The sequence below is a fragment of the Xanthomonas sp. WHRI 1810A genome, from assembly GCF_040202885.1.
Taxonomy (GTDB): domain Bacteria; phylum Pseudomonadota; class Gammaproteobacteria; order Pseudomonadales; family Pseudomonadaceae; genus Aquipseudomonas.
In genome coordinates this window covers 64,021-90,615 of record NZ_JBEGED010000003.1, presented here as the reverse complement: position 1 = coordinate 90,615, position 26,595 = coordinate 64,021, and the positions used below count along the sequence as shown (strand labels likewise).

25 protein-coding genes are annotated in these 26,595 nt (G+C 61.5%); 7 read left to right on the top strand and 18 right to left on the bottom strand.

Annotated elements, in window-relative coordinates; genetic code table 11:
* Positions 1-23 precede the first annotated feature (23 nt).
* Both ABQX22_RS06465 and ABQX22_RS06460 read right to left on the bottom strand, forming a co-directional pair.
* Positions 24-698: an anti-sigma factor gene (locus tag ABQX22_RS06465; RefSeq protein WP_349797670.1), complete on the bottom strand. Its 675-nt coding sequence runs from the start codon at positions 696-698 to the stop codon at positions 24-26.
* Positions 695-1,210: a sigma-70 family RNA polymerase sigma factor gene (locus ABQX22_RS06460; protein ID WP_349797669.1), complete on the bottom strand. Its 516-nt coding sequence runs from the start codon at positions 1,208-1,210 to the stop codon at positions 695-697. Before ABQX22_RS06460 ends, ABQX22_RS06465 begins: the two co-directional genes overlap by 4 nt.
* 360 nt (positions 1,211-1,570) lie before the next feature.
* Between ABQX22_RS06460 and ABQX22_RS06455 the strand changes: the two genes are divergently transcribed.
* A complete protein-coding gene (locus ABQX22_RS06455; RefSeq protein ID WP_349797667.1) occupies positions 1,571-2,125 on the top strand; it encodes a DUF2780 domain-containing protein in 555 nt (184 codons plus the stop codon).
* Between the two features lie 43 nt (positions 2,126-2,168).
* Here the strand turns inward: ABQX22_RS06455 and cadR are convergent, their stop codons facing one another.
* Complete coding sequence (cadR, locus tag ABQX22_RS06450; RefSeq protein ID WP_349797665.1) at positions 2,169-2,627, bottom strand: Cd(II)/Pb(II)-responsive transcriptional regulator; 459 nt, start codon at positions 2,625-2,627, stop codon at positions 2,169-2,171.
* 82 nt (positions 2,628-2,709) lie between these two features.
* Here cadR and ABQX22_RS06445 point away from each other — a divergent pair, with 82 nt between their 5' ends.
* The 5 genes from ABQX22_RS06445 to ABQX22_RS06425 all read left to right on the top strand — a co-directional run bounded on the left by ABQX22_RS06445 (position 2,710) and on the right by ABQX22_RS06425 (position 8,425).
* Positions 2,710-5,013, top strand: a complete 2,304-nt coding sequence (locus tag ABQX22_RS06445; RefSeq protein WP_349797663.1) for a heavy metal translocating P-type ATPase — start codon at positions 2,710-2,712, stop codon at positions 5,011-5,013.
* 295 nt (positions 5,014-5,308) lie between these two features.
* Positions 5,309-6,274 (top strand): hypothetical protein, encoded by a 966-nt coding sequence (locus ABQX22_RS06440; protein ID WP_349797661.1) that lies wholly within the window; start codon positions 5,309-5,311, stop codon positions 6,272-6,274.
* Positions 6,271-6,633: a hypothetical protein gene (locus ABQX22_RS06435; RefSeq protein ID WP_349797659.1), complete on the top strand. Its 363-nt coding sequence runs from the start codon at positions 6,271-6,273 to the stop codon at positions 6,631-6,633. Before ABQX22_RS06440 ends, ABQX22_RS06435 begins: the two co-directional genes overlap by 4 nt.
* 460 nt (positions 6,634-7,093) lie before the next feature.
* Complete coding sequence (locus tag ABQX22_RS06430; RefSeq protein ID WP_349797657.1) at positions 7,094-7,492, top strand: hypothetical protein; 399 nt, start codon at positions 7,094-7,096, stop codon at positions 7,490-7,492.
* Positions 7,493-8,056: 564 nt separating this feature from the next.
* Positions 8,057-8,425 (top strand): hypothetical protein, encoded by a 369-nt coding sequence (locus ABQX22_RS06425; protein ID WP_349797655.1) that lies wholly within the window; start codon positions 8,057-8,059, stop codon positions 8,423-8,425.
* A 44-nt stretch (positions 8,426-8,469) separates the two neighbouring features.
* Here the strand turns inward: ABQX22_RS06425 and hutG are convergent, their stop codons facing one another.
* The 15 genes from hutG to hutC form a co-directional block, all read right to left on the bottom strand.
* Positions 8,470-9,276, bottom strand: a complete 807-nt coding sequence (gene hutG / locus ABQX22_RS06420; protein WP_349797653.1) for an N-formylglutamate deformylase — start codon at positions 9,274-9,276, stop codon at positions 8,470-8,472.
* 21 nt (positions 9,277-9,297) lie between these two features.
* A complete protein-coding gene (gene hutI / locus ABQX22_RS06415; protein ID WP_349797651.1) occupies positions 9,298-10,503 on the bottom strand; it encodes an imidazolonepropionase in 1,206 nt (401 codons plus the stop codon).
* 124 nt (positions 10,504-10,627) lie between these two features.
* Positions 10,628-12,013: an amino acid permease gene (locus ABQX22_RS06410; protein WP_349797649.1), complete on the bottom strand. Its 1,386-nt coding sequence runs from the start codon at positions 12,011-12,013 to the stop codon at positions 10,628-10,630.
* Between the two features lie 208 nt (positions 12,014-12,221).
* Entirely contained in the window at positions 12,222-13,757 is a 1,536-nt protein-coding gene (gene hutH / locus ABQX22_RS06405) for a histidine ammonia-lyase (protein WP_349798146.1), read from the bottom strand.
* An 11-nt stretch (positions 13,758-13,768) separates the two neighbouring features.
* A complete protein-coding gene (gene hutH, locus ABQX22_RS06400) occupies positions 13,769-15,397 on the bottom strand; it encodes a histidine ammonia-lyase (RefSeq protein WP_349797647.1) in 1,629 nt (542 codons plus the stop codon).
* Positions 15,398-15,411: 14 nt separating this feature from the next.
* On the bottom strand, positions 15,412-16,272 hold the full coding sequence (locus ABQX22_RS06395; RefSeq protein WP_349797645.1) for a quaternary amine ABC transporter ATP-binding protein: 861 nt from the start codon (positions 16,270-16,272) through the stop codon (positions 15,412-15,414).
* Entirely contained in the window at positions 16,269-17,120 is an 852-nt protein-coding gene (locus ABQX22_RS06390; RefSeq protein WP_349797644.1) for an ABC transporter permease, read from the bottom strand. The genes ABQX22_RS06395 and ABQX22_RS06390 overlap by 4 nt, the downstream gene beginning before the upstream one ends.
* Positions 17,121-17,275: 155 nt before the next feature.
* Positions 17,276-18,244 carry an ABC transporter substrate-binding protein gene (locus ABQX22_RS06385; protein ID WP_349797642.1) on the bottom strand — a complete coding sequence of 323 codons (969 nt, stop codon included), beginning with the start codon at positions 18,242-18,244 and terminating at the stop codon, positions 17,276-17,278.
* A 130-nt stretch (positions 18,245-18,374) separates the two neighbouring features.
* The gene (gene hutU, locus ABQX22_RS06380; RefSeq protein WP_349797640.1) at positions 18,375-20,066 is read right to left on the bottom strand and encodes a urocanate hydratase; all 1,692 of its coding nucleotides are present in this window, start codon (positions 20,064-20,066) and stop codon (positions 18,375-18,377) included.
* Between the two features lie 261 nt (positions 20,067-20,327).
* On the bottom strand, positions 20,328-21,056 hold the full coding sequence (locus tag ABQX22_RS06375; protein ID WP_349797638.1) for an anti-sigma factor: 729 nt from the start codon (positions 21,054-21,056) through the stop codon (positions 20,328-20,330).
* A complete protein-coding gene (locus ABQX22_RS06370) occupies positions 21,053-21,619 on the bottom strand; it encodes a sigma-70 family RNA polymerase sigma factor (protein WP_349797636.1) in 567 nt (188 codons plus the stop codon). The genes ABQX22_RS06375 and ABQX22_RS06370 overlap by 4 nt, the downstream gene beginning before the upstream one ends.
* Before the next feature lie 102 nt (positions 21,620-21,721).
* Positions 21,722-22,252, bottom strand: coding sequence for a DUF3455 domain-containing protein (locus tag ABQX22_RS06365; protein WP_349797634.1), 531 nt, complete (start codon positions 22,250-22,252; stop codon positions 21,722-21,724).
* 223 nt (positions 22,253-22,475) lie between these two features.
* Complete coding sequence (nhaA, locus tag ABQX22_RS06360) at positions 22,476-23,651, bottom strand: Na+/H+ antiporter NhaA (RefSeq protein ID WP_349797632.1); 1,176 nt, start codon at positions 23,649-23,651, stop codon at positions 22,476-22,478.
* Positions 23,652-23,733: 82 nt separating this feature from the next.
* Complete coding sequence (locus ABQX22_RS06355) at positions 23,734-24,327, bottom strand: HutD/Ves family protein (RefSeq protein WP_349797630.1); 594 nt, start codon at positions 24,325-24,327, stop codon at positions 23,734-23,736.
* Entirely contained in the window at positions 24,324-25,073 is a 750-nt protein-coding gene (gene hutC / locus ABQX22_RS06350; RefSeq protein ID WP_349797628.1) for a histidine utilization repressor, read from the bottom strand. The genes ABQX22_RS06355 and hutC overlap by 4 nt, the downstream gene beginning before the upstream one ends.
* A gap of 154 nt (positions 25,074-25,227) precedes the next feature.
* Here hutC and ABQX22_RS06345 point away from each other — a divergent pair, with 154 nt between their 5' ends.
* The gene (locus tag ABQX22_RS06345) at positions 25,228-26,592 is read left to right on the top strand and encodes a formimidoylglutamate deiminase (protein ID WP_349797626.1); all 1,365 of its coding nucleotides are present in this window, start codon (positions 25,228-25,230) and stop codon (positions 26,590-26,592) included.
* Positions 26,593-26,595: the final 3 nt, after the last annotated feature.

The following is a 26,595-nucleotide window of genomic DNA, read 5'->3' as shown; positions in this document are numbered from 1 at the left end:
CGCGCCACACGTTCAACCGCGCTCTATAACGACGCCAGTTTCCCCTGATACAGGATCGGCCCGGTCGGTTGCCCGCTTGGCGAACCCCCTTGCGGCTCCAGCGAAATGGCGAGGGTGGTCGGTGTGCCGATCAAGCCGCGTTGACGCTCACTCAGCTCAACCCGTCCTCTGCCGTCGCTCGGAATCACGCCCAGTGAAACCGGCACGCCATCGGCTGGAATGGCCCACAGTTCAAGACTGCGTCCCGGTTCGACCGAGGCCAGCGTCAGCGGCTCGACGGTCAGGTAACGGTCGTACGCCTGCACATTCAACGCAGGCTGCTGATTGGTCGCCAGCAGCGTCGCGTTGTAGCTGGCGGTGTCGCGGTTGTAGACCACACCGATGATCCCGGCCACGACCAGCAGGCAGGCAAAGGCCGTCATGCGCAGCCAGTTCCAGAACGGACGTTTGGCCGGGAGATGCAGTTCCTGCGGTTCGATGCGGGCAATGATCGCCTGCCAGACCCGCTCCGGCACGGGTTGCGCTTCCAGGGACGCGGTCAGCCCGACCAGCGATTCCTGCCATTGCGCCAGTTCGCGACGCAGGGAAGGATCATCCAGTAACAGGCTTTCAAAGCGCCTGCGGGCGGTCAGCGGCATCAGGCCGATGGCGTAATCGGCCGCGAGGGCGCGGCGCAATTCGGGCAGTTGATAATTCATGATTCCAGGCACCTGCGCACGCGTTCCATACCACGGCGGATCCACGATTTGACGGTGCCAAGCGGCGCGACCAGTTGCCGGGTCAGCTCGGCATGGGAGGCGCCGTGGAAATACGCCGTGATGATCGACTGCCGCTGCATGCTGTCGAGGGTGTCGAGGCAGCGTTGCAGCGCATGGTTGTCGCGGTGGCTTTCCAGATGCTCCTGAGCCGATGGAGACTCATCGACCAGCGCGTGGGCCTGCTCGTCGGTCAACGGCGCCTCGTGGCGCTTGCGTAACTGGTCGATGGCTTTGTTGCGGGTGATGCTGATCATCCAGGTCATCGGCGTCGAGAGAGTGGCATCGTATTGGGAGGCGCTGTTCCAGATCCGCACGAACGCCTCCTGCAACACGTCTTCGGCCAGATCGCGTTGGCCCATGCAACGCAGCGCCACGGCGAACAGTCGCCCGGAGACGTTGCGGTACAGGGTTTCGAAAGCACGGCGGTTACCCAGCGAGCATTGGGCCAGCAACTGGCTGAGATCAGGAGCGGAGTCAACGGAGGAAATAGCAGTTCTCCAGCCAAGGGACAGGGCATGCCGTCGCAGGTGGCGACGATGGTGGCAGATTAGTCCAGGTTGGCCCGCAGTTCCATTCACAGGTGCATCGCTCTTGAAGGCTGGATATGGACGCGCATTCGGTCCACCCTTGATATACGCGGCGCACGACGCGTTGGATGCAGTGGAGGTTGAGTATTTCCAGCGCAAGCATTGCGCGTAGGCGACGGCGGGCCTGAACTTCTTTCGACGCGACGGTCCAACGCCTGTTTGGCCGGCTTTGCCGGATCTCCTGCCAATGAGGTTGTTTCGATGAAGGTTTCTATGAAGGGTTCTGTGAATAAAGCACGCGGTGTTGCGTTGGTGACACTTATGGCGTTGGCCTCCAGCCCCGCGTTTGCCTTTAACCTGAATGACGCAGCGAATGCCGTTTCCAACGCCACGGGTGGTAATCAGAAGGCAACGGCAGCGCCTGAAGCCGCCGGATTGCTGAACACCCTGGGCACGCAACTCAAGGTCACGCCGGAACAGGCCGTTGGCGGCACGGGCGCCTTGCTTGGTCTGGCGAAGAACAAGCTGGCGGGTAACGATTATTCGCAGCTGAGCAAATCAGTGCCTGGCCTGGATCAACTCTCCGGCACGTCAGCGTTGAGCAGCTTGGGTGGCCTGGGCAGTGTGTTGGGCGGTTCGAGCGGCGGCAACTCGGCGGTGAATAGCGCGCTGGGCAATGTGCAAAGCATGGGTGACGTGAACACCGCGTTCAAGGCGCTGGGCATGGACAGCAGCAAGGTCTCCCAGTTTGTGCCGGTCATCCTTCAATACCTCGGTCAGCAAGGCGCCGGCGGCACCGCGCTGCAAAGTCTGGCTGGCGTGTGGGGCGCTGGCAGCTGATTACGTCCCGCCCATAACCACTGAGTGTCAGTCACGGGCCAGCTCAATGCCCGTGACTGCGGCCCACGTGGGAATGCTCCACGTCCGGGGCCACCACGCCGCCACTGACCTCCAGCCGATCCAGAATCCCGCAATGATCCGGAGCGCCTTCGCTGCAGCGTTGGCGCAGGTCGGTGAGCTGCGTCTGTAGCGATTGCAGGCTGGCGATGCGGGCGTCGACGTGCTGGATGTGTTCTTCAATCAATGCGTTGACGCTCTCGCACTGATCCTGCGGGCTGTCGCGCAAGGTCAGCAGGCTGCGGATCTCGTCCAGCGTCATGTCCAGGCTGCGGCAGTTGCGGATGAACGTCAGCCGTTCAACGTGCTCCTGTGTGTACAGCCGGTAATTGCCTTCGCTACGGGCGGGCTCGCTGAGCAGGCCTTCGCGCTCGTAATAGCGAATGGTTTCCACGGGACACACGGTGAGTCTTGCCAATTCGCCGATCTTGAAGAACACGTTCATCGTCACCGACCTCATAAGGATGCTTGACCCTATAGTGGCTACAGGGTGTTCACTTGGCAACAAGCACCTATGGGACTCCACGATGAGTGACTCTGCACACAAACCCGCACCACACGATCACGCCGGCCATGACCACAGCGGTCACGACCATTCGGCCCACGACCATGCAGCGCATGACGGCCATGATCATTCGCCGGCCAAGGCCTCTCCCGCCCACGATCACGCGGCGCACGCCTGCTGCTCCCACGACAGCGCGCCTGCGGTGGTGACCTTCGCCGCCACCGGTGATGGCGGACAGCTGAGCAGCTTCCGCATCGAGGCGATGGACTGCCCTACCGAGCAGACCCTGATCCAGAACAAGCTGGGCAAAATGGACGGGATTCAGAAGCTTGAATTCAATCTGATCAATCGCGTACTGGGCGTGTGGCATGAGCTGCCGTCAACCGACCCGATTCGTGACGCCATCGCTTCGCTGGGCATGCAGGCCGACCTGATGGGAGAGGGCGTCGACCAAGAGACGGCCTCGTTGCCCCCGGCGAAGAAGCCGTGGTGGCCATTGGCATTGTCCGGCGTGGCCGCGTTGACCTCCGAGGTTATTCATTTCACTGACGCGGCGCCCACCTGGGTGGTGGCGCTGATCGCGCTGGTCGCCATTTTCAGCGGCGGCCTGACCACCTACAAAAAGGGCTGGATCGCCCTGAAGAACCTCAACCTGAACATCAACGCGCTGATGAGCATCGCGGTGACGGGTGCTGTGCTGATCGGGCAATGGCCGGAAGCGGCGATGGTGATGTTCCTGTTCACCGTGGCGGAGTTGATCGAGGCCAAATCCCTGGACCGCGCTCGCAATGCCATTGGCGGGCTGATGCAACTGACGCCCGACATGGCGACCGTGCAGCAGGATGGCCAGTGGGTCGAGGTAGACGCCAAAAACATTGAGCTGGGGGCGGTGGTGCGGGTCAAGCCGGGCGAGCGTATCGGGCTGGACGGTGAAATCGTGGCCGGTAACTCCACGGTGGATCAGGCGCCGATCACGGGTGAGAGCCTGCCCGTCGAGAAAACCGTCGGCGATAAAGTGTTCGCCGGCACCATCAATCAGGCCGGTGCGCTGGAATTCAAAGTGACCGCTGCGGCGAACAACTCGACCCTGGCGCGGATCATTCACGCGGTCGAAGCGGCCCAGGGCGCGCGGGCACCGACCCAGCGCTTCGTCGACACTTTCTCGAAAATCTATACCCCGGCAGTGTTTGCCCTGGCGCTGGCGATTGCGGTGATTCCGCCGCTGTTCATGGGCGCCGCGTGGTTCGACTGGATCTATCGCGCGCTGGTGTTGCTGGTGGTGGCGTGCCCGTGTGCGCTGGTCATTTCGACGCCGGTAACGATTGTCAGTGGCCTGGCGGCTGCGGCGCGCAAAGGCATTTTGATCAAGGGCGGCGTGTACCTGGAAATGGGTCACAAGCTCCATGTCATCGCCCTGGACAAGACCGGCACCATCACCCACGGCAAGCCGGTGCAGACCGATTTCGTGCTGTTGAATGAGGCGTTCGGCGACAGAGCGGTGGCTGTGTCCGCCAGTCTGGCGGGACGTTCGGATCACCCGGTGTCGCTGGCGATTGCCAAGGCTGCCGGGCAGGACGCGACGCTTGAAGTCAGCAATTTTGAAGCGCTTGGCGGGCGCGGCGTCAAAGGCGAAGTCGACGGTCGCGTGTACCACTTGGGCAATCATCGGTTGGTGCATGAGGCTGGTCTGTGTTCGACCGAGCTTGAAGCCAGGCTGGAAGCCCTGGAAGTGCAGGGCAAAACCGTGGTGTTGCTGTTTGATGAATCCGGCCCGCTGGCGCTGTTCGCCGTGGCAGACACCGTCAAGGACAGCAGCCGCGAGGCCATCAGTCAGTTACACGAGATGGGCATCAAAACCATCATGCTGACCGGCGACAACCCGCACACGGCCAAGGCGATTGCTGATCAGGTGGGTATCGATCAGGCGCAGGGCAATCTGCTGCCGGCGGACAAGCTGCAGGCCATCGAAGGGCTGTACGCCAAACACCACCGGGTCGGCATGGTCGGCGACGGCATTAACGATGCACCGGCGCTGGCCCGCTCGGAGATCGGTTTTGCCATGGCGGCGGCTGGCACCGACACCGCCATCGAAACCGCTGACGTAGCACTGATGGACGACGATCTGCGCAAGATTCCGGCGTTCATCCGCCTGTCGCGCCAGACCTCGGCGATCCTCAAGCAAAACATCGGGCTGGCGCTAGTGATCAAGCTGATCTTTCTGGTCGTGACCTTCGCCGGCATGGCCACCATGTGGATGGCCGTGTTCGCCGACATGGGCGTGAGCCTGCTGGTGGTGTTCAACGGGTTGCGGTTGTTGAGGAAGTAATACCCTATGCGAGGGCGTCAGCGCAGACGCTCTCGCATACGACCGGGGCAATTGTAGGAGCGCGCTTGCCCGCGATAGCGTTGTGTCAGTCAATACCTTCGCATCATGTCCAACGCAATCGCGGGCAAGCGCGCTCCTACAATGCTGCCTGCCGTTGTAAGACCTGTGCGAAGGGCCCTGTAAGCCACCTCCGGAAACACCGCGTTCAACCCCCTTTCAACGTTTTGTTTAATGACGGCCACCGAAACGCAGACCTATCGTTCGCCCCATCGATACGATCAGGGAAGTCGCGTGCATGGCCAAACCCTACACATTCATCAATCCCAAACTGCAAGCCTACGACTTGCTTCGGGACAGCCTGGTGTCCGATGCCCACGCGCGGGTGAAATTCGACCTGCTCAACGGGCACCTGCGCAGGCAACTGGTTTTACCGGGTCAATTGGTCGTCATCGGCGACGCGTCTATCCGCTCCCGGACTGGGGAGGAGCGACACCTGATGACGTACGCGGGCGATGTCCGCCATTCCATTGTGTCGAGCGGGCACAGCGCCAACCGTGTCATGGCGCAGAACTTTGACGTCCTGCAAAGCATCATGAGCTATGGCTCGATTGGCGCCGGAAGTGTAACGGGCGCATGGAGCAAACACCTGGATGGCATCAAGGACACGCTCAAGCACATTGAGTTACTGCATAAAAGCTGGCGCTCCGGCGCGTTGACGAAAGATCAGTTCATTGCGCAACGGCGTTCGTATTTTTTGAAACTGGACACCCAACTGCAGGGCTTCGGTCGTCTTGGTTCGGGCCTCAACAACGATCGTGGGGTCAAAAACATGCTCGGCATTTCCAGCAAACGTTATCTGCACTCGGGCCAGATAGCGGGTTATGCCAACACCGTTAGAAATGTTTCGAAGATGGCTAATGTGCTGAGCAAAGGAACTTATGTTGGCATCGGGCTGGATGTAGGGGCGGGGGCTTTGGAGATTCAGGAAGCATGTTCGGTTGGGCGGGAGGAGCAGTGTACAAAGGCTAAGTATGTGGAGGGTGGGAAGATGGCGGTGGGGATTCCGGTTTCCATGCTCGGTGGCTGGATCGGAGGATCAGGTGCAGCAGGCATTTGTGTCGCTGCAGGGGTCCCGACCGGAGGGCTGGGGACACTCGTTTGCGCAATCATTGGAGGTGCCGCTGGCGCTTGGGGCGCAGGCACGTTCGGGAGTGAAGTGGGCGGGCAAACCGGGACGTTTATTTATGAGGTCGGCAAATGACCAATATTGCGTATGGGCTGGGCTTGTTAACCCTGAGTGCTGCAGCAATCGCTAATGCGCTGACACTGCTTTACGTCGCCAAATTCAAACTGGACGAGTTGGAAGCGAGGCTTCCTGGAACGAAGATAGTTGCAGATGCGAAGCGTAACTGGGGCAGCGATAACATCAAGGCACGTATGTTTCGTTTGAGTATGGTGTTTATATCATTGATGTTTTCAAAGTATTGGAGCAGGCGTGGATTGGTTGACTTGAAAGAAATCAAAGAGCTTCCGAGGCCTATGACGCTCTGGGTGTTGGCTCCAGGCGCTGCAAGTGTCTTGGTATTGCTGGGCTGTGTCGTTTTTCCGAAAGGGACGTAATAGTGCATGGTCACGCTCCGGGTGGGCATGCAGTCCTGAACGCTCCGCATTTCATCATTTCTCTGTAGGAGCTGACGACCCGGAGGGAGGCTGCGATTGCGGTGTGTCAGATGTACCGCATCGCAGCCTCGCACGGGCTCGTCAGCTCCTACAAAAACGTGCGACAGACGCGGATTGATCGTGCCCACGCTCTGCGTGGGCATGCAGTTCTGGAAGCTCCGCTTCCCTTGACGCGGAGCGTCATTCAAGGCGCTCCCACGCGGAGCGTAGGCGCGATTAGTAGTCGCGAATGAATTCGCTCCTACAGTCCGGTCTGCCCTTGTAAGACTCGTGCGAAGGGCCCTGTAAACCACCTCCGAAAACACCGCGTTCAACCCCCTTTCAACGCTTTGTTTAATGACGCCCATCGAAACGCAGCCCTATCGTTCGCCCCATCGACACGATCAGGGGCGTTGCGCGCATGCCCAAACCCTACACGTTTATCAATCCCAAACTGCAAGGCTATGACTCGCTTCGGGACAGCCTGGTGTCCGATGCCCACGCGCGGGTGAAATTCGACCTGCTCAACGGGCACCTGCGCAGGCAACTGGTTTTACCGGGCCAATTGCTCGTCATCGGAGACACCTCGACCCCCTCCCGAACCTGGGAGGAGCGGCACCTGATGACCTACGCGGGCGATGTCCGCCATTCCGTTCTGTCGTACGGCCACGCCGCTAACGACGTCATGGCGCAAAACTTCGATCTGCTGCAAAGCATCATGAGTTATGGCTCGATTGGCGTCGGAAGTGTAACGGGCGCATGGAGCCAACACCTGGATGGCATCAAGGACACGCTCAACGATATTGAGTCGCTGCATTAGCGCCTGAAGTCCGGCGCGCTGACGAAAGACGCATTCATCGCCCATCGGCAGTCCCTCTTTTCAACGCTGGACACGCAGTTAAAAGGAGTCGGACGTTTGGGTACGGGGTTGAATAACGACCGAGGGATCAAGAACATGCTCGGCATTTCCAGCAAACGTTATCCATTCGGGCGAGATTGTCGGATATGCCAGCACTGTCAGAGGTGTTTCAAAGATGGCGAATGTTTTGAGTAAAGGGACTTATGTCGGTGTAGCGCTGGATGTTGGGGCCGGGGCTTTGGAGATTCAGGAAGCCTGTTCTGTTGGGCGGGAAGAGCGATGCACGAAGGCTAAGTATGTAGAAGGGAGCAAATCCGTTTTAGGTGTGGCGTCGGCTGGCATGGGTGGGCTGGCTGGTGTGTACGCCGCTGGCGCTGTATGCGTTGCAGTAGGCATTCCAACGGGAGGCGTTGGTGCCCTGGCTTGTGCTGTTATAGGGTCTGCAGCTGGAGGATATCTAGGTGGTCAGGCTGGTTCCTACATAGGTGAAAAAAGTGCTCTGACCTTATATGAGCATGTCGCGCCGTGAGCACTGATATTTCAGGGTGGCTAGCCGTAGGCCTATCAAGCCTGATCCTGCTTAACTTCTTTGCACTCCTCATTTCCGCCTACTGGAAGTTAGGGGAGGTGGAGCAGTATTTTGCAAACAGTCAGCTCATCTCTGACGTGCGACATACGTGGAAAGGGGGCGGGCCCGTTGCGAAGTTTAATCGCCTGGCAATGATCGCATTAGCTTTCACCCTGACCGATATGCTTCATGGCAAGGGCTTGGTAGATCTGCGTGAAGTTGGAAGTGTTCCTGCCAAGCTAAGGCTCTGGATCGTGATTCCCACGATGAGCAGCTGTTTGGTTTTTGTGCTCGCGGTGGTTTTTTACATGGTAGAGAAGGGTTGATCGAGGACCGCTCCCACGCGGAGCGTGGGAGCGATCCGGATCAACTACTTCCCGTACGTCTCACGCCCCCAATCAATCATCCCCTGCAGCAACGCCTTCAACACCACCCGTGTCGGATCGGCCAGGTCCTGGCGGTAGTGAAACGGCACGAACTCGTCCATGTAGGTGCTTTGCGTCAGTTCCAGCTGTAGGGCGTGGATGTGGTTGGCGGGGTCGCCGTAGTGGCGGGTGATGTGGCCGCCCTTGAAGCGACCGTTCAGCACGTGGCTGTAGTTTTCACCCGCTTCGGCGCAGATCGCTTCGGCTTTCTTCGCCAACGCGTCGTCGCAGCTGGCGCCGTTGAAGGTGCCGAGGTTGAAGTCCGGCAGGCGGCCGTCGAACAGGTGCGGGATGTGCCCACGGATCGAATGCGCATCGAACAACAGGGCGTAACCGAATTCGTCACGCAGTCGTGCCAGTTCCTGTTGAAGCGTGTCGTGGTACGGCTTCCATATCTCCTCCAGATACGTCGCGCGTTCCCCTTTGCTCGGGGCCAGGCCTTCTTGAAACAGCGGATCGCCTTCAAACAACGTATTCGGGAACAGACCGGTGGTCGCGCCTGCGTAAAGCGGCGTGTCGTCGGAGGGGCGATTCAGGTCGATGACGAACCGCGAATACTCGGCGGCCAATACGCTGGCGCCCATCTCATGGGCGAAGTCGTACAGACGCGGGATATGCCAGTCCGTGTCCGGAAGGCTCAGTGCATCGGTGACCAGCCCGGCCTTGACCGTGTCGGTCAGCTTCAGGCCAGGGTGCGGCATGCTGATCAGCAGCGGTACGCGACCGCGAGTAAAACTCAGAACCTTATCCACAGTGTGCTCCCGAGAAGTCAGTTAGAAGGTGCTTTCGACGCCGTGACGCACGACCCGCTTTTCCAGATCGCCGCCCAGCCAGTACGCCAGATCCGCTGGCCTTTCGATGTTCCATGCAACGAAGTCCGCGACCTTGCCGACCTCCAGTGAACCGTGTGTGTCCGCCATGCCCAGCGCCTTGGCGGCATGAATCGTGGCGCCGGCCAGGGCTTCTTCCGGCGTCATGCGAAACAGTGTGCAGGCCATGTTCAGCATCAGTCGCAGGGACAGGCCCGGCGAAGTGCCTGGGTTCAAGTCCGTGGCGATGGCGATGTTGACGCCGTGTTTGCGCAGCGCTTCCATCGGCGGCAACTGGGTTTCCCGCAGGAAGTAAAAGGCTCCCGGCAACAACACCGCGACGGTGCCGGCCGCCGCCATGGCGATGGCGTCTTCCTCGGTCATGAATTCAAGATGGTCAGCCGACAGCGCCTGATAACGCGCGGCGAGGCTTGAACCGTGCAGCGACGACAGCTGTTCGGCGTGCAGTTTCACCGGCAAACCCAGTTGCCCGGCGGTGATGAAGACCTGCTCGACCTGAGCGAGAGAGAACGCCAGGTACTCGCAAAACGCATCCACCGCGTCCACCAGGTCCTCGGCGGCCAGGGCGGGCAGCATGTCGCTGCAGATGTGGTTGATGTAGTCGTCGGCGCGGTCTTTGTATTCGGGCGGGAGGGCATGAGCGGCGAGGCAGGTGGCGCGCACGGTGACGGGCAATTGCTCACCCAGACGCCGGGCGACGCGCAGCATCTTGCGCTCGTTTTCCAGGTCCAGGCCGTAGCCGGACTTGATCTCCACGGTGGTTACGCCGTCTTTGATCAGGTGCTTCAATCGACGCTCGGCACTGGCGTACAACGCGTCTTCGCTGGCGGCCCGCGTGGCCCGGACCGTGCTGGCAATGCCGCCACCGGCAGCGGCGATCTCGGCGTAACTCACCCCTTGCAGACGCTGCTCGAACTCACCGCTGCGATTGCCACCGAACACCGTGTGCGTGTGGCAATCGACCAGCCCTGGCGTGACCCACATGCCGTTGAGGTCGACGCGTTGCATGTCGCCTTCATCCGGCACGTCGCTGCGCGCCCCGATCCAGGCGATGTGCGCGCCGTCGGTCACGATGGCGGCGTCCTCGATGATCGAGTATTGGCCGTGCGCCATGCTCGCGACGTGACAGTGTTGCCAGAGCGTTTTCATCGGTTGCCTCCAGAGAATTAGCGATGCATCTGTAGGAGTGAGCTTGCTCGCGATAGCAGAGTGTCAGCCAACAGATTCGTTTCTGATACAACGCCTCGCGAGCAAGCTCACTCCTACAGGTTACTCATGAGCGGCGTGATTCAAGTTGAGTCGAGCTCTGCTTCGGCCTGACCCACAGGTAGTAAGCGATCACCAACAGTGCAATCCAGATCGCACCGACGATCAGCGCGGCCTGGGTGTCCGGGAACCAGCCCAGCACGGCAAACACGAACAGCATGAACACGGTCGCCACCACCGGCGCGACCGGCCAGAACGGTACCGGGAATTTCAGTTCGGCAGCTTGCTCAGCCGTCATTGCCCGGCGCATCGCGATCTGCGTCAGCAGAATCATCAGCCACACCCAGACGGTGGCAAACGTGGCGATGGACGCGATCAGCAGAAAAACATTTTCCGGAATCAGGTAATTCAGCACCACACCGCACAACAGCGCGAAGCCCATCACCACAACAGTCATCCACGGTACGCCGTGGGTCGAGAGCTTTGCGAAACCCTTGGGCGCCTGCCCCTGGGTAGCCAGCCCGTACATCATGCGGCCTGCGCCGAAGATGTCACTGTTGATGGCGGAGATGGCGGCCGAGATCACGACGATATTGAGCACGGTGGCCGCCGAGGTGATCCCCAGATGATCGAATATCTGGACGAACGGGCTGCCCTCGTTGCCGATCTGCTGCCACGGGTAGAGCGACATCAGCACGAACAGGGTCAGCACGTAGAACAACAGGATCCGCAGCGGCACCGCGTTGATCGCGCGAGGGATCACCCGCTGCGGGTCCTTGGCTTCACCGGCCGTGATGCCGATGATTTCGATGCCGCCGAAGGCAAACATCACCACCGCCAGCGACGCGACCATGCCGCCGACGCCGTTGGGCATGAAGCCGCCATGGGCCCAGAGATTGCTAACGCTGGCGCCGGAGGTCGAGCCCACGCCGAACACCAGAATCCCGAAACCGGCGAGGATCATGGCGATGATGGCCCCGACTTTCAGCAGCGACAGCCAGAACTCGGTTTCACCGAAGACTTTGACGCTGCACAGGTTCAGCGCGCCGATGAAGAAGATGATGCTCAGCACCCAGATCCAGCGCGGCACGTCCGGGAACCAGAAGCCCATGTAGATCCCGAACGCTGTGACGTCGGCCAGGCAGACGATGATCATCTCGAACGCGTAGGTCCAACCCGTGACAAAGCCGGCCAGCGGGCCGAGGTAGGTGGTGGCGTATTCGCCGAACGACCCCGACACCGGGTTGTGTACCGCCATTTCCCCGAGCGCACGCATCACCATGTACACCGCCGCGCCGCCGATCAGATAGACCAGCAGCACGGCGGGGCCAGCCATTTTGATGGCTTCGGCCGAACCGTAGAACAGCCCGGTGCCGATGGCCGATCCCAGCGCCATGAACCGTATGTGACGCGCGGAGAGGCCGCGTTTCAGAGAAGCGTGTTGCGTATTCATTTCGCGATCCTTGGTGTTCTTTTGTGGCGAAATGGTGTGGATTTGGAGCGCCAACCTGTAGGAGCGCACTTGCCCGCGATTTGCGGTGTGTCAGGCAACATCGGTATTGGATGTGCTGACGCCATCGCGGGCAAGCGCGCTCCTACAGGTGTGAGATCCATTCCATCCTCATTCCACCGACAGACCCCTCCCGGGATCTGTCCGAGCATCAAAGGCTGGGTAGCAGGTCCGCAGGTGCCAGAGCATTCAGGCATTGTGAAGCGAGCAATTGGATGGCCGCGTCGATGTCCGGCGCGAAGAAGCGGTCCTTCTCATAGAACGGCACCTGGCTGCGCAAGGCAGCACGGGCTTTTTCCAGCTTGATCGAGGTTTTGAGGCCGTTGCGCAGGTCCAGGCCCTGGCAAGCGGCGAGCCATTCTACGGCAAGAACGCCGCGGGTGTTTTCCGCCATTTCCCACAGACGCTTGCCGGCCGCCGGCGCCATGGACACATGGTCTTCCTGGTTGGCCGAGGTCGGAATGCTGTCCACGCTGTGCGGATGCGCCAATGCCTTGTTCTCACTGGCCAGCGCCGCTGCGGTGACCTGCGCGATCATGAAGCCTGAGTTCACGCCGCCGTTGGCCACCAGAAACGGCGGCAGCTGCGACATGTGCTTGTCCATCATCAGGGAGATGCGGCGCTCGCTGAGCGAACCGATTTCCGCCAGCGCCAACGCCAGATTGTCGGCGGCCATGGCCACCGGCTCGGCGTGGAAGTTGCCGCCCGAGATCACTTCGCCTTCTGCGGCGAACACCAGCGGGTTGTCCGACACCGCGTTGGCTTCGACGCCCAGCACTTCGGCGGCCTGACGCAGTTGAGTCAGGCAGGCGCCCATGACTTGCGGCTGGCAACGCAGGGAGTAGGGGTCCTGAACCTTGTCGCAGTCGCGATGGGATTCGGAGACTTCGCTGCCGTCGCCCAGCAGATCGCGATACGCGGCCGCTGCATCGATCTGCCCGCGTTGGCCGCGAGCGGCGTGAATCCGGGCATCGAACGGCGAGCGCGAGCCCAGCACCGCTTCAACGGTCAGCGCGCCACAGGCCAAGGCCCCGGCGAACAGATCTTCGCCTTCGAACAGCCCGCGCAGGGCGTAAGCGGTGGACACCTGAGTGCCGTTGAGCAGTGCCAGACCTTCCTTGGCCGCCAGGGTCAGCGGTTGCAGTCCGGCAATGGCCAGCGCTTCAACCGCGTTCAGCCATTGGCCGTTATGACGGGCCTTGCCTTCGCCGAGCAGCACCAGCGACATGTGCGCCAGCGGGGCCAGATCACCGGATGCGCCGACCGAGCCTTTGAGCGGGATGTGCGGGTAGACCTCGGCGTTGATGAGGGCGATCAGCGCGTCGATGACCTTGCGACGGATACCGGAGAAACCCCGGCTGAGGCTGTTGACCTTGAGCACCATGATCAGGCGTACCAGCTCGTCACTGATTGGCTGACCGACGCCGGCGGCATGGGACAGCACCAGCGAGCGCTGCAGGTTTTCCAGGTCGGCGCTGGCAATGCGTGTCGAAGCCAGCAAGCCGAACCCGGTGTTGATGCCGTACGCGGTGCGGTTCTCGGCCAGAATCTGCTCGACGCAGGCCACGCTGTCTTCGATCTGCCGGTCGGCGCTGCTGTCCAGGCTCAGGCGCACCGGCTGCTGATAGATGGCACGCAACTGCGCCAGGGTCAGTTGGCCGGGGATCAGGTTCAGCGAGGTCGCCAGTGTTGAATCAGTCACGATGCTACTCCTTCGTTTATATCGGCCGGGTGCCCTGAACTGGCTCCTGCCTGTTCCGCACGCGTGGTGCTCGGGCCCCGACGGTTAAGGGTTGACGATTGTCCGTCGCAGGCGCGGAAAATCGTGTGCAGCGATTCTTCGTTCTTGAGCAGGGTCACGCTACTGGCGATATCCGGCGCCAGCCAGCGGTCCTCGTCGTAGGCCGGCACCCGCTCGCGCAGCAATTGCCAAGCGACCTCGGTCCCGATGCCAAAACGCGGCGCCTTGAAAAATTCGAACGCCTGGGCGGCGAGCAGGTACTCGATGGCGAGGATCTGCGTGACGTTATCCAGCACCTTGTGCAGCTTCAACGCGGCGCTGGTGCCCATGCTCAGATGATCCTCCTGCATGCCGGAGGTGACGTAGTTGTCGATGACCGCCGGTTGCGCCAACTGACGGTTTTCCGCGCACAGCGAGGCGGCCACATACTGGACGATCATCATTCCCGAGTTGACCCCCGGCTGACTGACCAGAAACGCTGGCAAACCGCTGACCGACGGATTGATCAGGCGGTCCAGACGACGTTCGGCAATCGAGCCCAGCTCAGCCATCGCAATGGCCAGCAGGTCGGCGGCCATGGCCACGGACTGGCCGTGGGGGTTGGCCTGCGAGACCACGCGGTAGGCGTCGGGCGTACCCAGCAGCAAGGGGTTGTCGGTGGCCGAATTCAGCTCGATTTCGATCTGCGTGGTGGCATGGGCCAACTGGTCGCGGCTGGCGCCGTGGACTTGCGGAATGGAGCGCAGGCTCAACGCGTCTTGGGTGCGAATGCCTTTGCTCAGCGCCAGCACTTCACTGCCGGCCAGCAGCCCGCGCAGGTTGCGCCCCACTTGCTGCATGCCCGGGTGCGGCTTGAGGGCGATGATGGTTTCGTCGAACGCGTCCAGTTGGCCCCGCAGCGCCTCGAAGCTCATGGCGCCGGTGATGTCGGCCCATTGGGTCAGGCGTTGCACGTCGGCAATCGCCAGGCAACTGAGGCCGGTCATGCACGGCGTGCCGTTGACCAGGCACAACCCGTCCTTGGCGCCCAGTTCAACCGGGGACAGTCCTTCTTCGCTCAGCGCATGCAACGCCGACATGACCTGGCCGCGATAGCTGACCAGACCGACCCCCAGCAGCGCGACGCCGATGTGCGCCATGTGGGTCAGGTAACCCACCGAGCCTTGGGACGGCACCTGGGGCGTGAGGCGCAGGTTCAGCAGATTGAGCAGCGCCTCGACCACCTGGCGATGGATGCCGGATTTGCCCTGGCTGTAATTGATGATCGCCGCGCAGGTGATGGCGCGGGTCTGTTCGTCCGGCAGCGGCAAGCCGACACCGCACGCATGGCTGAGCAGGGTATTGCGCGACAGCCGGCTCAGTTGCTCGCCTTCCAGCGACACGTTGCACAGCGCGCCCAGCCCGGTGTTGACCCCGTAGGCGCGCTCACCATTGGCGACAATGCGCTGAACGATGCCCTGCGCGTTGTCGATCCGCGCCCAGGCGCTGGCCGAGAGTTCCAGCCGTGCACCATGGCGCGCGACGGCAACGACGTCCCGCCAACTCAGGGGCCCGTCACCGATGATGATCTGCTCAGCTCGCGACATGACTGCGTCGGTCCTTAGAGGGTGGCCACTCGGCGCTGCACGAAACGATCAACGTATTCATCAGCGGGCGAATAGAGGATTTCTTTGGGCGTGCCGACCTGGATCAGCTTGCCGTCCTTGAGGATGGCGATGCGGTTGCCGATGCGCACGGCTTCATCCAGATCGTGGGTGATGAAGACGATGGTCTTCTTCAGCGCCGATTGCAGTTCCATCAACTGGTCCTGCATTTCGGCGCGGATCAACGGATCGAGGGCGCTGAAGGCTTCGTCCATCAAAATGATGTCGGTGTCCGCCGCCAACGCGCGGGCCAGGCCGACCCGCTGACGCATGCCGCCCGAGAGCTGATGCGGGTATTTGTTTTCGTAGCCCTTGAGGCCCACCGTGGTAATCCAGTGCTGGGCGCGCTCGTCGCACATGGCTTTGGTTTCGCCGCGCACTTTCAGGCCGTAGGACACGTTGTCCGCCACGGTCTTGTGGGGCAGCAGGCCGAAGCTCTGGAACACCATGCTGATCTTGTGCCGACGGAAGTTGCGCAGCGCTTCCATGTCGTAGGTCAGGATGTTTTCGCCGTCCACCAGGATTTCGCCGCTGGTGGGGTCGATCAGCCGGTTGAAGTGGCGCACCAGGGTCGATTTGCCGGAGCCCGACAGGCCCATGATGACGAAGATTTCGCCGCTGCCAATGGCCAGCGACAGGTCGTTCACGCCGACCACGCAGCCGGTTTCGGCCAGCACTTGATCCTTGGATTTGTCCTGCTGGATCATGCTCAGCGCTTCTTTGGAGCGGTTGCCGAAGATCTTGAACACGTTCTTCACGACGATCTTGTTCGGCGCTGCGTCAACCGGAGGCTGCGCAGGGGATTGTGCATTCATCATTTGTTCGCCTCATGCCGTGGACGGCCATAGGCCTGCGTGATGCGGTCGATCACCACCGCGAGAATCACGATCGCCAGACCGGCTTCGAGGCCGCGTCCGACGTTCAGCGTCTGAATGCCGATCAGCACGTCTTCGCCCAGGCCACGCGCACCGATCATCGACGCGATCACCACCATCGACAGGGCCATCATCGTGGTCTGGTTGATCCCGGCCATGATGCTCGGCAGGGCCAGCGGCAATTGCACGCCGAACAGTTGCTGCCAGCGGTTGGCGCCGAACGCGTTGATCGCTTCCATGACTTCGCCGTCCACTTGGCGAATGCCCAGATCGGTCAGGCGAATCAAAGGCGGCGCGGCGTAGATCACGGTGGCGAAAATGGCCGGGACCTTGCCCAGGCCGAACAGCATCAGCACCGGAATCAGGTACACGAAGCTGGGCATGGTCTGCATGATGTCCAGCAGCGGCATCAGCACCGAGCGCAGGCGGTTGCTGCGTGCGGAAAGGATGCCCAGCGGAATGCCGATCAGCACCGAAATGAAGGTCGCCACCAGCATCAGGGCGAGGGTTTGCATCAGCTTGTCCCACAGGCCGACCGCGCCGACCAGGAACAGCAGGCCGACGATCACGGCGGTTGTGGTGAGTTTGCGGGTGGCGTGCCAGGCGATACCACCGACGATGGCCAGCAATACCCACCACGGCGCGATGCGCAGCAGGCCTTCAAGTTTGACGATGGCCCACAGCAGGGTGTCGGAGATATGGCGGAACACATCACCGTAGTTGGTGACGAGCTTGTCGACCCAGTCATTGACCCAGTCGGCGATGGAGAACGTGAAGCTTTCGGGGAACATAAGATGCTCTCGATCAAATGGGTGGAGCGTTTTCAGTAAATCGAAAAGCCCTGTAGGAGCGCGCTTGCCCGCGATTATGGTATGCCTGCAACGGATATGTCGGATGACACACCGCAATCGCGGGCAAGCGCGCTCCTACAATTGGTGGCTTGCGCTTACAACGACGCATCCACCTTCTTGGCCGCGTCTTCACTCACCCACTGGTGCCAGATTTCAGGGTGTTCCTTGAGGAAGATCTTCGCCAGCTTCGGCGATTCGATGCGGTCCTTGGTCATGCGCGCCAGGTTCTGGTTCAGCAGGTCGATCGGGATGTTGACCTTTTCCATCACGGCCACCAATTCAGGCGCCTGTTCATGGAAGGCCTTGGACAAGCCGACCTTGATGTCGATGGTCTTGTTCACGCCGGCTTTTTCTTCCAGACGAACCATGTCCACCTGGCCCATCAGCGGCGTCGGCGACCAGTAATAGGTCAGGATCGGCTCGCCGCGCTTGTAGCTCGACAGAATCGCCGCGTCCAGTGCAGGTCCGGTGCCTGGGCGGAAGTTGGTGTACTTGTCTTCCAGGCCGTAGCTTTTCAGCATCTCGCTGTTTTCCAACTCGCAGGTCCAGCCGGCCGGGCAGTTATAGAAACGGCCCTTGCCGGGCTCTTCGGCGTCCTTGAACAAGGAGGCGTATTTGGCCAGGTCGCTGATGGATTTCAGGTCCGGGGCCTTAGCTTCCAGCTTGCGCTTGGCGTCGCCTTCGATGACGTAACGCGGCACGTACCAGCCTTCGATGGCGCCCTTGACCGGCGCGCCGACACCGACCACTTTCCCGGCCTTTTCTGCCTTGTTCCAGACTTCGCTGCGGCCTACCCACTCCTCTGCGAAGACTTGAATATCGTTGGTGCCCAGGGCGTTTTCCATGGTGATGGAGTTGCCCGGCAAGCTGTCGACTTCACAGCCGTAGCCGGCTTTCAGGATGTCCTGCAGCACGTCGGTCAGCAACATGGCGCTTTCCCAGTTCAGGCCGGCGAATTTCACCGGCTTGCCGGACTCACACCAGCCTGCAGCCTGACTTGCGCCGGCCGCTGTCAGCAAACCCGCGCAGAGCAGTGTGGATAGCAGGGCCTTTTTCGTTTTCATGGTGTGACGCTCCTGGTCTTGAAATTAATGGCTGCCCCTTTCTGTAGGAGCGAACTTGTTCGCGAAGCGGTCTGTCTGGCACACCGCGTTAAACGCTCGCCAACAAGTGGTCTCTTACAGACAACGTTTCTCAGCCAGTGATCATCGGCAAATTCAAACCCTGCTCTTTCGCGCAGTCGATGGCGATCTGATAACCCGCGTCGGCGTGGCGCATGACGCCGGTGGCCGGATCATTGTGCAGGACGCGAGCGATACGCTCAGCGGCTTCGTCGGTGCCGTCACACACGATGACCATCCCCGAGTGCTGCGAGAAACCCATGCCGACGCCACCGCCGTGGTGCAGCGACACCCAGGTCGCGCCGCTGGCGGTGTTAAGCAGGGCGTTAAGCAAAGGCCAGTCGGACACCGCGTCGGAGCCGTCCTGCATCGATTCGGTTTCCCGGTTCGGGCTGGCCACAGAGCCGGAGTCCAGGTGGTCGCGGCCGATCACCACGGGGGCTGACAGCTCGCCGCTGCGCACCATTTCGTTGAACGCCAGACCGAGCTTGGCGCGCTGGCCCAGGCCGACCCAGCAGATCCGCGCCGGCAGCCCCTGAAACGCAATGCGCTCGCGGGCCATGTCCAGCCAGTTGTGCAGGTGCGCGTCGTCCGGGATCAGCTCCTTGACCTTGGCGTCGGTTTTGTAAATGTCCTCCGGGTTGCCGGACAGCGCGGCCCAGCGGAACGGCCCTACGCCACGGCAGAACAGCGGACGAATGTAGGCAGGCACGAAGCCCGGGAAGTCGAACGCGTTACTGACGCCTTCGTCCTTGGCCATCTGGCGGATGTTGTTGCCGTAGTCGAAGGTCGGGATGCCCATCTTCTGGAAGGCCAGCATCGCCTCGACGTGCTCGGCCATGGACTGCTTGGCGGCTTTCACGACAGCGGCGGGTTCAGTGGCCGCACGGTCGCGGTACTGCTCCCAGGTCCAGCCTTTTGGCAGGTAGCCGTTGAGGGGGTCGTGGGCGCTGGTCTGGTCGGTGACCATGTCCGGGCGTACGCCACGGCGGACCATTTCCGGCAGGATCTCTGCCGCGTTGCCGCACAGGGCGATGGAGATCGCCTTGCCTTCGGACGTGTATTTGGCGATACGGGCCAGCGCGTCGTCCAGGTCAGTGGCCTGTTCGTCGACGTAGCGGGTCTTGAGGCGGAAATCGATGCGGCTCTGCTGGCACTCGATGTTCAGCGAGCACGCGCCCGCCATGCCGGCGGCCAGTGGCTGTGCGCCGCCCATGCCGCCCAGGCCTGCGGTCAGGACCCATTTGCCCTTCAGGCTGCCGTTGTAATGCTGGCGCCCGGCTTCGACGAAGGTTTCGTAGGTGCCTTGCACGATGCCCTGGCTGCCGATGTAGATCCAGCTGCCCGCCGTCATCTGGCCGTACATGGCCAGGCCTTTGGCGTCGAGTTCGTTGAAGTGCTCCCAGCTCGCCCATTGCGGCACGAGGTTGGAGTTGGCGATGAGTACGCGCGGGGCGTTGGTGTGGGTCTTGAAGACGCCGACCGGCTTGCCGGATTGCACCAGCAGGGTCTCGTCGTCATTCAGATTCGTCAGGCTTTCTACGATCTTGTCGTAGCACTCCCAGTTGCGGGCCGCGCGGCCGATGCCGCCGTACACCACCAGTTCGTTGGGGTTTTCGGCGACGTCCGGGTCGAGGTTGTTCATCAACATCCGTAACGGCGCTTCGGTCATCCAGCTTTTGGCGGTCAGTGTGTTGCCACGCGCGGCGCGGATTTCTACGTCGCGGCGTTTAGTCCATTGCGGGGTGTTGTTGTCAGTCGTCATGTAGAAATCCTCGAAGATCGAACCCATCTTTACTTGTACATACAAGCATATGCAAGCGAGGGACCAACTTGAGCAGGTCGGTTTGAAAAGGCATTGGCAACCGCTGTCTTGAGGCGTTTCAGAGGATTTCATGGTTCAACAGGATGGACGTGCGACGGCATTCAAGACTGGTTGAATGTTACTTTTCAGGGCGCGGCGCCCCAACGCGGTGCGCTCGGTAACAGCTGGTTACGGTTGCCGTGCCTTGGGAACCGGTGCGACTCAGATCACTTTGACCGCGCGCCCGATGTACTGAATAGGCCCGGTCGGCTTCCCGGTCGGCGAGCCGTCAGGCATTTCCAGCGTCAGCTCGAACAGCTGGTTGGGTTGCAGTTTGGGCAGCTTGTCCAGAGGCACCTTCAACGCCTGACCTGGCTTGACCAGGCCCAAAGACACCGGGCCTTTCCAGTCATCAGCCTTGGTCCAGAACTGCAGCGCCTTGTCCTGCGGCACTTCGGCAACGCCCAGCGGGATCAGCTGAATCTCACGCGGATCATTGGCCTGGATGACCCAACCCGGCGCTTTGTCCTGGGGCGCCACCAGCACCACCAGAAAGGACGGCGCCGGCGGCGAAGCGATGTGCATCGCCAGCGAAATACCCAATACCAACGAGGCGGCGAGCCCCGTGCCGGCCAGGCCACGCCAGACGCCAAGACGGTCCCACCAGCGCGTCGTCACGGGTTGCCGGGGTTTCGGTGACCAGGATTCGAGGGCGTCAACACTGCGTTCGATCCGTTGCCACAGGCGGGGCGAAGGGGTTTGCGGTGCGGCCAGATGGGTGAGGCTCACCAGACGCTCCTCCCATGCATCAACCGCCGCTTGCAGCGCGGGCTCGTTGGGCAGGCGCTGCTGCACGTCCTTGCGTTGCTGCGCCGACAAGGTACCCAGCACGTATTCGCCGGCCAGGGTATGCAGGTCAGGGTCGCGGGCGTTGCCTGGGGTTTCATTCATCCAATGCACTCCCGCAGCGCGGCGAGGCTACGTTTGATCCAGGCCTTGACGGTGCCCAGTGGTGCGCCGATTTTGCTGGCGATTTCCTGATGGGAATAGCCGTCGACGTAAGCATGGAACACACAATTACGGCGGACCGGTTCCAGTTGCTCCAGGCACGCCTCGATGCGTCCGGGATTGACCCGCCAATCGAAAGCGTCCCGGGTGTCCTGCCAACCGTCCAGCGTGGCCTGGGCCTGATGGTCGTCGGCATCGTCCTCGTTCATCGACACTTCACGCGCGTGGGTACGCATTGTGTCGAGCGCCAGGTGCCGGGCAATCGTGAACATCCAGCCCCGCCCCGAGCCTCGGCTTGGGTCGAAGCTGCTGGCGCGGGTCCAGATTTTGATGAAAGCGTCATGCACGATGTCCTCGGCCAATGCCGTGTCACGCACGATGCGCAACACAACACCCAGCAGCCGCGGACTTTCCTGTTCATAAAGACGGTGCAATGCCTGCCGTTCGCCACGGGCGCAGGCATGCAGGGCAGCTTCGTAATCAAAAGGATGCTGGTGCGCGGACAAATCGATCAGCCGTCAAAGAAAACTCTGTCCCCGATGCAGGATCGGGGATTCCCGCGCAGGAGCATAGACCAGTTCCTGCGTCAGGACAGAGTGTTCGGTGTGTCAGTTAGCGGCCCAGAAGATGTAGTCCGCTTGATACTTGACCACTTCCCTGGCGCCCTTGTTGGCCGCAGCACACGCGGTGGCCGGGGCTACGCCGCCTTTGAGTGCGACGCGCTGGATGTACGCAACACCGCTCATGGCGCCTTTGCCTTCGGCGGGGTTGGCTTTGACCAGTTGATACGGCAGGTTGCCCGCGCTCGACGGTGCCACCGCCAACTGGGTGCCGGTCACTTTGGAGCCGTCTTTGGCTTCCCAGGTGGCGGGTGGGCCGAAGTAAGTCCCCACTTGCTTGCCACTGCGGTCGTTGAGCACCGCTTTGGGGCCCACGAATGCCCATTCCATTTCATTCGGGTTGGCGGCTTTGACGCGGCACTCGTAGGTGATTTCGCCGACACCGGTGGTTTCCATGCTGACTTTGTGTCCGGCCGGGACTTTGATCGTGTCAGGCAGATCCGCCTGAGCGAAAACCGAAGTCGCGCAGCTCAAGGCCATCGCGCTGGCAGTCAGGCAGAAGCGTTTTTTGGCGTTCATGGGTGGTTCTCCTGAGGGTAATCCATTGGGCAGCAAGGGGCTGCTGTCTGTACTACTGCTCAGGACGCGATTTGGATGCAGGGGATTTGAAATTAATTTTTGAATCAGGAGGATGACCACATTGTAGGAGCGCGCTTGCCCGCGATTGGGGGGTGTCAGCAAATACATTGTTTTAGACAGAATGCATTCGCGGGCAAGCGCGCTCCTACAGCAAGTGGTGTTTTCAGTGCTGACTCAACCGGCTGCGCAGCAAAATCACACCTGCTATCGCCGCGAGTATCGAGCCCATCAGCACGCCGACTTTCACCTCATCGATCAGGTGCGGGATGCCGGGGAAGGCGAGGTTGCCGATGAACAGGCTCATGGTGAAGCCAATCCCGCACAGCAACGCCACGCCATACAGCTGCGCCCAGTTACTGCCTTCGGGAAGTACCGCCACACCCGTGCGAATCGCCAGCACCGCCGCGAGAAACACACCGATCTGCTTGCCGACAAACAGCCCCAGCGCCACACCCAGTGGCACCGGGTCCACCAGATTGCCCAGCGTGATGCCCGACAGGGAAACCCCGGCGTTGGCGAAGCCGAAAATGGGCACCACCGCAAACGCGACCCAGTAATGCATTTTTCCTTCGAGAAACAGCAGCGGCGAATGTGCCTCTTCTTCCGGTTTGCCCAGCGGAATGCACAGCGCCAGTGCAACGCCGGCGAGCGTGGCGTGCACACCCGATTGCAGGACGAAAAACCACAACACCAACCCCAGCAGCAGGTACGGCAGCAAACGCCGGACGCCCAGGCGGTTCATCACGATCAAGACTGCAAGTGTTGCGAAGGAGGCCAGCAGCATCGGCATGTTTAGCCCGGTGCTGTAGAACAGCGCGATGATGGTCACCGCGCCAAGGTCGTCGAGAATCGCCAGCGCCGCCAGGAATACCTTCAACGACGTGGGCACGCGTTTGCCGAGCAGCGACAGCACGCCGAGGGCGAAGGCGATATCCGTGGCGGCGGGGATCGCCCAGCCGGCGAGGGTCTGAGGGTCACCCCAGTTCACGGCGATGTAGATCAGCGCCGGAACCAGCATGCCGCCCGCTGCCGCAAAACCGGGCAGGGCGCGCTGGCTCCAGCTGGACAGCTCGCCGGCCAGCACTTCGCGCTTGATCTCAAGCCCCACCATCAGAAAGAAAATCGCCATCAGGCCGTCGTTGATCCACAGCTCGATCGACAGCCCGCCCCATACGCTGTGCAGCGCCGCGAAATAGCCCGGGGCCAGTGGCGAGTTGGCCACGATGATGGCGGCCAGCGCGGCACCCATCAACACCAGGCCACCGGCAGATTCGGAGGACAGAAAACGGGCAATCATCGCGATGGCGCGCGGGGTTTCTTTTTTGTTGATGGTCGTCATTGGCGGTTTGAGCGTCCCTGAAAAAGCCTGCAAATTAGCACAGCTCATGCGGCGAGTTGTTTCCGTGCGGTAACGCGCCGCGTCAGAGGGCGGTCAGCTCAATAACGCAACAACGGCTTGCCCTGGGCGCATAGAGCACCACTTCCAGCAACGCACCGGCGTCGTTGTCCAGTTGCAGGCTATCGTGTTTTTCAAGCAGCTGCGGCGCGTACTCAGCAACGTTGACCGCCACTTGCTCGGCAGCGCTGAAGAGCAGAAACACGCTGGCGGAGGTGAAAAACCGCTGGGGCAGCAACACGTCGACCCACTGCAACCGGGCGCGATAACGGGTCGGCGCGTAGATGAGATTGAAATCCCGGATCGGGCCGTCCAGCAGGGTGCAGGACACCTGGCTGTCGCCGCTGAACGCGAACGGGTCCGAAGGCAGCAACGCTTCGCTGGTCGTGCCGTCGATGTCCAGGGTCATGCCCGCGCCCTGCAACACCGTGATGATCCGTTGATAGCCGGCAAACGCCGAGAAACCGCCGGACTGCTCGATGTCCGCAATCGACAGACGCCAGCCGAAGCCGTCCAGACCGTCGCCGGCGTCACGGGTGATCTCCTCGGTGCTGCCGCCGCCGTTTTTCCAGGGCATGCGGGCATAATCGGCGGCGCGCAGAACAGTCAGTCGGGTCATTTGCTGAAGCGTCCTTCCAGGCGGTGACGGGAACCGGGGTGGATCAGGCGCGCGGCCGTCACTGGTGTACGCCCGGACCAGGTGCGGCGGCGGATCAGCAGGCAGGGTTCGCCCTGTTCGATCTGCAGCAGTTCGCACTCCTCGGACTCCGCCAGAATGGCCTCCACCACATGCTCGCCTTCGGTCAGGGGCGCCACGTTCGACAGATAGGCGTAGGGCGTTTGTTCGGTGAAGTCCTGGAGCAGGTACTCCGGCGCAACCGCTGCGTTGACGAAGCGGTCTTCGATTTGCACCGGGATGTCGTTTTCGTAATGCACGATCAGCGAATGAAACACCCGCTGGCCTTCACGCATGTCCAGCGCCAGGGCACGTTCGGAGCCCGCGGCTTCTTCGCACAGGACCATGACCTTGCACGTGTGCCGGTGGCCGCGTGCGGCGATTTCGTCGGCGATGTTATGCACTTCGAACAGCGCGGACTGGGTTTTGGGCTCGGCAACGAAAGTACCGACCCCTTGCATGCGCACCAGCAGCCCTTCGGCGGTCATCTCACGCAGGGCGCGGTTGATGGTCATGCGGCTGAAGCCCAGTTGAGTGACCAGTTCGCTTTCGGAGGGCACGCGGTGGTGCGGGGGCCAGGTTCCGTTGGCGATCTGCTGATTGATCATCTGCTTGACCCGGGCGTAGAGCGGCGCCGGACTGTCACCCATCTGGGCGGCCAGCGGAGAAGGGGCGGGCGGAGTCGTCACAGGGAGATCCTTGTTTGGCGTAATGAAGCGTCAATGGCGAAAGGGCAGCGCGCACGCTAACCATAAACCGGATTGACGACAAGCTTGCCGCAGTTTACCGAGCAGACAAACGTCTGTATATGTATAGACAATTTACCGCAAGGGGTGCAAAACGATGTCTGTTTTCTTTGCTGAACGTGCGTTGCTGCCGAGCGGCTGGGCAAATAATGTACGTTTTGACGTCAGCCCGGACGGGCTATTGACGCAGGTTCTGGCCGACGCTGACAGTGACGGCGCCGAGCGGTTGAGTGGTCCGGTGGTGCCGGGCATGCCAAACCTGCACTCCCACGCGTTTCAGCGGGCGATGGCCGGATTGGCGGAAGTGGCGGGCAATCCCAACGACAGTTTCTGGACCTGGCGTGACTTGATGTACCGGCTGGTGGGGCAGATCAGCCCGGAGCAACTGGGGGTCATCGCGCGTCAGCTGTACATCGAGATGCTCAAGGGCGGCTTCACGTCCGTTGCGGAATTTCACTACGTCCACCACGACACCGACGGCAAGCCATACGCAAACCCGACTGAGCTGGCATTGCGCGTCAGCGAGGCGGCCAGTTCGGTGGGCATTGGTCTGACCCTGCTGCCCGTGCTGTACAGCCACGCAGGCTTTGGCGGCCAGACGCCCAACGACGGGCAGCGCCGGTTCATCAACAGCACCCAGGGTTATCTTGATCTGCAGGCCAGCCTGCAACCGATCATCAAGACCCAGCCCGCCCAAGCCCTGGGCCTGTGCTTTCATTCGTTACGCGCGGTTACCCCACATCAGGTCAGTGACGTCCTGGCGGGCAGCGACCCGCAATGCCCGGTGCACATCCACATCGCCGAACAGCAGAAGGAAGTCGACGACTGCCTGAGCTGGAGCGGTCGGCGTCCTCTGCAATGGCTGTACGAAAACGTCGACGTCGATCAGCGCTGGTGCCTGGTACACGCCACACACGCTGACGCTGATGAGGTGGCGTTGATGGCAAACAGTGGTGCGGTGGCGGGGCTGTGTCTGACCACCGAGGCGAATCTGGGCGACGGCATCTTCCCGGCCGTGGATTACATCGCGCAGGGCGGACGCTGGGGGATCGGCTCCGACAGCCACGTTTCGCTGAGTGTGGTGGAGGAGCTGCGGTGGCTGGAGTACGGCCAGCGGCTGCGAGATCAGCGGCGCAACCGGTTGTTTCGCAGCGATCAGCCGATGGTAGGCCGGACGTTGTACGACGCGGCTCTGGTGGGCGGTGCTCAGGCGATGGGGCAGCCGATCGGGGCACTGGAAGTGGGCAAGCGTGCGGACTGGCTGGTGCTGGACGGTAATGACCCTTATCTGGCGACCGCGTCCGGGGACGCCATTCTCAACCGCTGGCTGTTCGCAGGCAGTGATCGGCAGATTCGGGATGTGATGGTCAACGGTCGCTGGGTGATCAGCGACGGGCGTCACGCCGACGAGGACGACAGTAATCAGGCGTTTGCCCGGGTGTTGCGGCAATTGTTGGGCTGACCT

What these genes read in the sequence shown, in the direction of transcription:
- ABQX22_RS06440 (WP_349797661.1), top strand. Translation starts at nt 5,309, where the DNA reads ATGGCCAAACCCTACACATTCATCAATCCCAAACTGCAAGCCTACGAC.
- ABQX22_RS06410 (WP_349797649.1), bottom strand. Translation starts at nt 12,013, where the DNA reads ATGAATACGCAACACGCTTCTCTGAAACGCGGCCTCTCCGCGCGTCAC.
- ABQX22_RS06395 (WP_349797645.1), bottom strand. Translation starts at nt 16,272, where the DNA reads ATGATGAATGCACAATCCCCTGCGCAGCCTCCGGTTGACGCAGCGCCG.
- ABQX22_RS06365 (WP_349797634.1), bottom strand. Translation starts at nt 22,252, where the DNA reads ATGAACGCCAAAAAACGCTTCTGCCTGACTGCCAGCGCGATGGCCTTG.
- ABQX22_RS06430 (WP_349797657.1), top strand. Translation starts at nt 7,094, where the DNA reads ATGCCCAAACCCTACACGTTTATCAATCCCAAACTGCAAGGCTATGAC.
- hutI (WP_349797651.1), bottom strand. Translation starts at nt 10,503, where the DNA reads ATGAAAACGCTCTGGCAACACTGTCACGTCGCGAGCATGGCGCACGGC.
- ABQX22_RS06445 (WP_349797663.1), top strand. Translation starts at nt 2,710, where the DNA reads ATGAGTGACTCTGCACACAAACCCGCACCACACGATCACGCCGGCCAT.
- hutH (WP_349797647.1), bottom strand. Translation starts at nt 15,397, where the DNA reads ATGTCGCGAGCTGAGCAGATCATCATCGGTGACGGGCCCCTGAGTTGG.
- hutU (WP_349797640.1), bottom strand. Translation starts at nt 20,066, where the DNA reads ATGACGACTGACAACAACACCCCGCAATGGACTAAACGCCGCGACGTA.
- ABQX22_RS06385 (WP_349797642.1), bottom strand. Translation starts at nt 18,244, where the DNA reads ATGAAAACGAAAAAGGCCCTGCTATCCACACTGCTCTGCGCGGGTTTG.
- ABQX22_RS06375 (WP_349797638.1), bottom strand. Translation starts at nt 21,056, where the DNA reads ATGAATGAAACCCCAGGCAACGCCCGCGACCCTGACCTGCATACCCTG.
- cadR (WP_349797665.1), bottom strand. Translation starts at nt 2,627, where the DNA reads ATGAACGTGTTCTTCAAGATCGGCGAATTGGCAAGACTCACCGTGTGT.
- ABQX22_RS06465 (WP_349797670.1), bottom strand. Translation starts at nt 698, where the DNA reads ATGAATTATCAACTGCCCGAATTGCGCCGCGCCCTCGCGGCCGATTAC.
- ABQX22_RS06390 (WP_349797644.1), bottom strand. Translation starts at nt 17,120, where the DNA reads ATGTTCCCCGAAAGCTTCACGTTCTCCATCGCCGACTGGGTCAATGAC.
- ABQX22_RS06355 (WP_349797630.1), bottom strand. Translation starts at nt 24,327, where the DNA reads ATGACCCGACTGACTGTTCTGCGCGCCGCCGATTATGCCCGCATGCCC.
- nhaA (WP_349797632.1), bottom strand. Translation starts at nt 23,651, where the DNA reads ATGACGACCATCAACAAAAAAGAAACCCCGCGCGCCATCGCGATGATT.
- ABQX22_RS06435 (WP_349797659.1), top strand. Translation starts at nt 6,271, where the DNA reads ATGACCAATATTGCGTATGGGCTGGGCTTGTTAACCCTGAGTGCTGCA.
- ABQX22_RS06345 (WP_349797626.1), top strand. Translation starts at nt 25,228, where the DNA reads ATGTCTGTTTTCTTTGCTGAACGTGCGTTGCTGCCGAGCGGCTGGGCA.